This window comes from Methanocalculus sp. (assembly GCF_029762515.1).
Taxonomy (GTDB): Archaea; Halobacteriota; Methanomicrobia; order Methanomicrobiales; family Methanocorpusculaceae; genus Methanocalculus.
In genome coordinates, this window is sequence record NZ_JARVGN010000084.1 from 1 (window position 1) to 6830 (window position 6830).

General features: G+C 54.8%; 7 protein-coding genes. 6 read left to right on the forward strand and 1 reads right to left on the reverse strand.

What is annotated here, in order from left to right; genetic code table 11:
• Positions 1 to 780 (reverse strand): hydroxyacid dehydrogenase (locus tag QCH34_RS04345; protein WP_300330661.1); only part of this gene is annotated, 780 nt, incomplete at its 3' end.
• 119 nt (positions 781 to 899) lie between these two features.
• On the opposite strand from QCH34_RS04345, the gene ppsA reads away from it, so the two are divergent.
• From ppsA to QCH34_RS04375, 6 genes are all read left to right on the forward strand, one after another.
• The gene (gene ppsA / locus QCH34_RS04350) at positions 900 to 3197 is read left to right on the forward strand and encodes a phosphoenolpyruvate synthase (RefSeq protein WP_300330666.1); all 2298 of its coding nucleotides are present in this window, start codon (positions 900 to 902) and stop codon (positions 3195 to 3197) included.
• On the forward strand, positions 3175 to 4272 hold the full coding sequence (mfnA, locus tag QCH34_RS04355) for a tyrosine decarboxylase MfnA (protein WP_300330669.1): 1098 nt from the start codon (positions 3175 to 3177) through the stop codon (positions 4270 to 4272). Before ppsA ends, mfnA begins: the two co-directional genes overlap by 23 nt.
• Positions 4265 to 4816: a hypoxanthine/guanine phosphoribosyltransferase gene (hpt, locus tag QCH34_RS04360; protein WP_300330672.1), complete on the forward strand. Its 552-nt coding sequence runs from the start codon at positions 4265 to 4267 to the stop codon at positions 4814 to 4816. The genes mfnA and hpt overlap by 8 nt, the downstream gene beginning before the upstream one ends.
• Positions 4794 to 5744, forward strand: a complete 951-nt coding sequence (gene dph2 / locus QCH34_RS04365) for a diphthamide biosynthesis enzyme Dph2 (protein WP_300330674.1) — start codon at positions 4794 to 4796, stop codon at positions 5742 to 5744. Before hpt ends, dph2 begins: the two co-directional genes overlap by 23 nt.
• The gene (locus QCH34_RS04370; protein ID WP_300330677.1) at positions 5741 to 6337 is read left to right on the forward strand and encodes an METTL5 family protein; all 597 of its coding nucleotides are present in this window, start codon (positions 5741 to 5743) and stop codon (positions 6335 to 6337) included. The genes dph2 and QCH34_RS04370 overlap by 4 nt, the downstream gene beginning before the upstream one ends.
• Positions 6338 to 6830: MFS transporter (locus tag QCH34_RS04375; protein ID WP_300330680.1), on the forward strand; the 493-nt coding region annotated here is incomplete at its 3' end.

The window sequence follows — 6830 nt, forward strand, 5'->3', positions numbered from 1 at the left end:
CTCCTCCTCAAAGACATCAAGTGCCGCACCGGCAACCTTCCCGCTAGCAACTGCATCGGCAAGCGCTTTCTCATCAATGATGCCCCCGCGTGCACAGTTGATGATCCGTACGCCGTCTTTCATCGTTGCAATCGAGGCAGCATTCACCAGGTGCTTCGTCTCCTTGATGAGCGGCGTATGAACAGTGATCACATCGGCGACCTTGAAGAGATCCTCGACACTCATCATCTCGACACCAAACTGCGCACCGCGCTCAGGCGTGATGAAGGGATCATAGGCAACCACCCGCATATTGAAGGACTGGGCACGCTGTGCCACTTCCCGCCCGATACGGCCGAAGCCGACGACACCGAGCGTCTTCTCGTTCATCTCGACACCCATGAACTTCGACCGCTTCCACTCACCTTTCTTGAGAGAGGCGTTTGCAGATGGAATCCTCCGGGCAAGTGAGAGCATCATCGCCATTGTGTGCTCTGTTGCGGCGAGGGTATTTCCTTCAGGAGCATTTGCGACGATGATACCTTTCCGGGTTGCGGCATCCGTATCGATATTGTCGACCCCGGCACCGGCCCGGCCGATATACTTCATCTTTGTTGCTGCTTCGATGACCCGTGCGGTGACCTCGGTTCCTGATCTGACGACGAGTGCGTCATAGTTGCCGATTATGCCGACCAGCTCGTCCTCGGAGAGCCCGATCTTTTCATCGACGTTACAGAAATTTTTCAGTATTTCTATACCCTCTTCAGCCAGCGGATCACTGACAAGGACGTTATAACTCATGTGAAACCCGAGTACGATTATATAACCCAGAGGTAATGATGGTTGTTCTTACCGGGATTCCAGGTGAACACCTTCACCCTCTTTTATGTATCTTCGGGTCGATTCATACCTGAGATGCTATGAAGGACGCGCCGAACATTCTCTGGCTAGAGGAGATAAGAAAGAACGATCTGCCATCGGTTGGTGGCAAGGGGGCATCCCTTGGCGAGATGTCCTCAATCGGCCTGCCGGTACCCAAGGCTTATGTCGTGACAGCCCAGGCTTTCCGCCGTTTTCTTGTAGAGACCGGGCTTGAAGAATCGCTCTATTCGATCCTTGAGGGACTTGATGTGGATGATAACAGCGCACTGGAGTCTGCTGCGGCAAAGGCCCAGGACCTCATCATGTCAGTTCCGATTCCCGATCATATGATCGCAGACATCAAATCTGCGTATGCACGTATGGGTGAGGGTTCTGTTGTTGCAGTCAGGTCAAGTGCAACCGCAGAAGATCTTCCAGATGCAAGCTTTGCCGGGCAGCAGGAGACGTTCCTGAACATCCTCGGTGAAGATGATGTGATCGAAGCGGTCCAGAAATGCTGGGCATCGCTGTATGGGGCACGGGCAGTATACTACCGTTCCAAGCAGGGCTTTGATGACAGAAGCGTCAATATTGCAGTTGTGATTCAGCAGCTTATCTTCTCTGAGAAGGCTGGTGTGCTCTTCACCTCCCATCCGGTCACCGGTGAATCTCTCACCATCATCGAAGGATCATGGGGGCTTGGGGAGGCGGTAGTATCCGGCTCTGTATCACCTGACAATTATGTCTTTGACCAGTCAAAGCAGAAGGTCGTTGATACGATCATCGCCAGCAAGGAGACCGAGATCATACCTGACGGCAGGAAAGGCACAAAGGAAGTTCCCATCTCTGAGAAGAGGAAGAATGCCCGTGTCCTCTCTGAAAAGGAGATAGGACGTCTCGCCGCCCTCGGCAAACTCTCCGAGGATCACTATGGCACCCCGCAGGATATTGAATGGGGCATTGTTGGTGATGATGTCTATATCCTTCAGTCACGCCCGATCACCACGATCAAACCCGCTTCATCCTCGCAGAAGAAGGCTGATGCCTCCACAGGTTCAGGGAAGATCCTCATTGAGGGGCAGGGTGCATCCCCCGGTATTGCAACCGGCAGGGTTGCTATCATTCAGAGCGTGAAGGATTCGGGATCGGTGAAGGAAGGCGATATTCTCGTTGCAAAGATGACGAACCCCGATATGGTGCCTGCCATGCGGCGGGTGAAGGGGATCATCACCGATGAAGGCGGAATGACCTGCCATGCGGCAATCGTCTCCCGCGAACTGGGAACGCCCGCTGTTGTCGGGACAAAGAAGGCCACTTCAACACTTAAAGACGGCCAGATCGTCACCATCGACGGTGACAAGGGGATCGTCTATGAGGGTGAGGTTCAGAAAGCCCATGAGGATACTCCCACTGTTGTGCAGGCAGGATCAGCCCCAATCGTCACGGCAACACTTGTCAAGGTGAATGTCTCGCTCCCCGAGGCGGCACAGCGGGCAGCTGCCACCGGCGCAGATGGTGTCGGGCTCCTCAGGATCGAACACCTGATCCTCGGCTTAAACCGGACTCCCCAGTGGTTCATCGCCAATAATAAGGAAGAGGAATTTATCGCAGAACTCTATGAAGGTATCAAGACCATCCTCGATGCATTCCCCGGAAAACCCGTCTGGGTCAGGACACTGGATGCACCGACTGATGAGTTCCGCAATATGGAAGGCGGAGAGGATGAGCCGATCGAGCACAACCCGATGCTCGGATGGCGCGGAATCCGCCGCGATCTCGGAGCGCCAGAACAGTTCAGGCTCCAGATCGAGGCATTCAAGCGGCTCTGGAAGTCCGGGTACGAGAACCTTGGCCTGATGTTCCCGCTTGTCAACCACCCGCGGGAGTTTATCCAGGCAAAAGAACTCCTCCGTGGATGGGGCGTTCCTGTGGAATCTGTTACCCTCGGTATCATGGTCGAGGTTCCCTCATCAGCCATCATGATCGATGAGTTCATCCAGGCCGGCATCAAATTCGCCTCATTTGGAACAAATGATCTCGTCCAGTACACCCTTGCGGTTGACCGGAACAACGAACATGTTGCGTCAATGTACGAACCGACGCACCCGGCAGTCCTCCGGCTGATCGACTACGCAATACGCCGGTGCCGTGCGGCAGGTGTTGAATGCTCCATCTGCGGGCAGGCAGGATCTGATCCGAAGATGGTTGCCTGGCTTGTCGAACATGGAATCCGCAGCGTCTCTGCGAATATCGATGCAGTACAGGCGATCCGTGAGGCAGCAGCCCGGACCGAAAAGCGGATGGTTCTTGATATGGCGTTCTCGAAGGGTGGAAATGAAGGAGAACGGTTCTTCTGAGGAGGAACTCTTCTCTTATCTCTCTTCTGTCAGGGAAGAGGACCTGAAGTACGGCCGGATTCTCTCATCAATGTGTACACAACCCCACCCGGTTGCAATCCGTGCACATATGCAGTTCATCGAGACGAACCTTGGAGATCCGGGTCTCTTCCCCGGAACAATGGGGCTTGAGGATGAACTGATCAGGATGCTTGGCGATCTCCTCCACCATAGCGGCGCAGGCGGATATGCCACGTCAGGTGGAACCGAGTCGAATATCCAGGCACTCAGGATTGCAAAGAAACAGAAACCCGTTGAAAAACCCAATGTCATCATCCCTGCATCAGCACACTTCTCCTTTGATAAGGCATGTGATATGCTCGGGCTTGAGATGCGTTCGGTTCCGCTTGACAGCAACTACAGGATGGATCCCGTCTCCGTCAATGAAGCAGTTGATACCAATACGGTCGCAATCGTCTCGGTCGTCGGGACCACCGAATACGGGATGATCGATCCGGTCAAAGAGATCGGATCGGTGGCAGCCGAGAACGGGATCTTCTTCCATGTTGATGCCGCATTCGGGGGCCTCGTTGCACCCTTCCTCTCAGGTCTTGCACCATGGGACTTCCTGGTTCCATCGGTCTCGAGCATCTCGGTTGATCCGCATAAGATGGGTATGAGCACCATCCCCTGCGGGGCACTCCTCCTCCGGAACCCGGAGGCGTTTGGATGCCTGAATGTCGATACCCCGTACCTGACTGTGAAGAAGGAATGCACGCTGGCGGGAACGCGCCCCGGTGCGCCTGTGGCAAGTGCGTATGCTGTCCTCCGGTATCTTGGCCGTGAAGGGCTCTCTGCACTCGTGAAGGGGTGCATGGAGAATACCCGCCGCCTCATCGAAGGGATGGAGGCATATGGGTATCTGCGTGCCGTTACACCGGATGTGAATGTCGCCACCTTTGACTGCCCCCTCACGCCTGCTGGCTGGCGGGTATCCCGGACACGATGGGGCCATATGCGCACGGTCCTGATGCCCCATGTGACACGGGATGTTGTGGAATCATTTTTAGAAACAATTGGTGAATCTCATGCTTGAAGTACTCAAGAGATCTCTGGAAACCTGTCCGATCGTACAGCGGGGTGAGTACAGCTATTTTATTCACCCGATAACCGATGGTGTTCCGCTCGTTGAACCAAATCTGCTCAGGGATGTGGCATGTGCCCTCTTCAAGGCGCTTGATCTGAAAAATGTCAATAAGCTCGTCGTCAGCGAGGCGATGGGTATCCATATCGGAACCGTCCTCTCCCTGATGACCGATATCCCCTATACCATCGTCAGGAAACGTGAATACAAGCTCCCCGGCGAGGTGGTGATCGGCCAGACGACCGGGTACTCGAAAGGAACGCTCTATTTGAACAGTGTCTTTGAAGGCGACCGGATCGCATTCATCGACGATGTGATCAGCACCGGCGGCACGATACGGGCACTTCTTCCAGCAATTGAATCAACAGGTGCCGAAGTGGCTGATCTCTGTTTTGTGATCAACCGAGGCAACCCGGATATCGGGCGGCCATACAAATCCCTGGTCACCATTGACGTTGACAAAGACGGCGTACATGTCCTTGATTCCTATTACTGATATCATTGAACGGGTACGATCCCTTTCTGTCAGGAAAATCGCCCTCCAGGCCCCTGAAGGCCTGAAGAGGGAGCTTCCTCTCCTTGCCGAAGCCCTCCGGGCAGAGGGGTATTTTGTGATCATCTCAGGAGATCCCTGTTACGGGGCATGCGATCTCGCCCTTGATACACTTGAATATGCCGACATCCTGATCCATTTCGGGCATACGCCGCTCATGGATCATCCACGGGTGCTTGTCGAGCCGATCCTCCAGCCTGAACAGATCCCTCCCCTTGATTCCGTGCTTCCCCTGCTGACAGGGAATAAAATCGGTCTTATCTCAACCGCACAACATGCAAACTCGCTTCCCCTGCTTGCTGAAGAACTCAAAAAGCATGGGTTCATGCCTGTGATCGCACCAGCCTCACCACGGACTCCGCTTCCGGGGCAGGTCCTCGGCTGCACCTATACGGCAGCACGGGAGACGGCAGCAGACTGCCTCCTCTATCTTGGAACAGGCGTCTTCCACGCGATCGGATCAGGGATTGCAGGCAGAGTCCCTGTCATATCCCTTGACCCTTATACCGGAGAAGCAGGTGTTGTCGAGACCGATCGCCCCCTCAGAAGACGGTTTGCAGTTATCGAAAAAGCCCGATCAGCTGACCGTTTTGGGATCATCGTCTCGCAGAAATGCGGGCAGAACCGGATGAAACTGGCAGAAGAGCTCCTCTCGCTACACCCACGTGCGGAGATTGTCCTCCTCCGCGAGGTGACAGCCGATCAGCTCCTGAATCTTGGTTTCCCCTGTTATGTCAATACCGCCTGCCCCCGCCTCGGACTCGATGATCAGGTCCGTTTCCCGGTTCCGGTCCTCTCGCCACCGGAATTTGAGATCCTCTGTGGCAGGCGGGAGTGGGATGACTACGAAATAGATGAGATCCGGTCATGAAACTCAGAACACTCGAGATCAAACTGGAACGGGTTGCCGGCATTCCAAATCCCGATCCGGCACAGGAGCAGTACATGACTCCTGCCCCACTTGCGGCACGGCTCCTCTTTGATGCGTATCTTGCGGGAGATATCGAGGGGTGTTCTGTCTGTGATCTTGGATCAGGAACCGGCATCCTCTCGATCGGTGCGGCACTCCTCGGTGCGGACGAGGTGGTTGGCGTGGAAGGGGATGCCCGCCTCGTTGCCGCTGCCCGTGAGAATGCAGAGAAACTCTCAGCAGACTGCAGGTTTATCGCAGATGACATCAGATCTATGAGAGAATCCTTTGATACCGTGGTGATGAACCCGCCGTTTGGTGCACAAAGCGAGCATGCGGACAGGCCGTTCATCGATGCTGCTCTCAGGATCGCACCTGTCACCTATGGAATCTTTAATGCAGGAACGATGCCATTCCTCGCTTCGTATATCAGGGGCAGGGCCGAGATCGCCGGCGCGGTATCAGCGTTGTTTCCAATAAAAAGAATGTTCTCCTTCCATTCCCGGGATCTCCTCGAGATCCCGGTCGAAATTGTCTGTCTGAGGCGCATATAAATGATAAAAATCCCCCGTCCCATTGCCGGGTATACCTTCGGCCATATTGTCATCGATCTCTACAGTCCGGTGATTCCGGCGCTAATTCCTCTGTTGATCCTCTATCCGGGAATAGGATACTTCCTTGCAGGCCTTCTCGTCAGTGTCTTCCAGATCACCTCATCACTCTTCCAGCCGGTCGTCGGCTGGCTCTCAGACCGGAGCGGGTGGTCGGCTCCGATCTGGCTCTGTATCCTGACGAGCTCAATCTGTATTGGTCTCTACGGTGTGGTTCAGGACTACTATCTCCTCATCATCTTTGCAGCAGCAGCCGGGATCTCCCATGCCCTCTTCCACCCTTCCGCCCTCCTCCGGGTGCATGGTGAAACAACAGACAGAAACCGGGGTTATCTCACCTCGATCTTTGTCACCGGCGGAAACCTCGGTTTTGCGATAGGGCCTGTAATCGTCGGTATCCTTATCGGGTTTGGAGGCATGACTGCGCTCACCCTGA

Bases quoted from the DNA above. Each gene is read 5' to 3' on its own strand.
- ppsA (WP_300330666.1), top strand. From the start codon at position 900: ATGAAGGACGCGCCGAACATTCTCTGGCTAGAGGAGATAAGAAAGAAC.
- mfnA (WP_300330669.1), top strand. From the start codon at position 3,175: ATGAAGGAGAACGGTTCTTCTGAGGAGGAACTCTTCTCTTATCTCTCT.
- hpt (WP_300330672.1), top strand. From the start codon at position 4,265: ATGCTTGAAGTACTCAAGAGATCTCTGGAAACCTGTCCGATCGTACAG.
- dph2 (WP_300330674.1), top strand. From the start codon at position 4,794: ATGTCCTTGATTCCTATTACTGATATCATTGAACGGGTACGATCCCTT.
- QCH34_RS04370 (WP_300330677.1), top strand. From the start codon at position 5,741: ATGAAACTCAGAACACTCGAGATCAAACTGGAACGGGTTGCCGGCATT.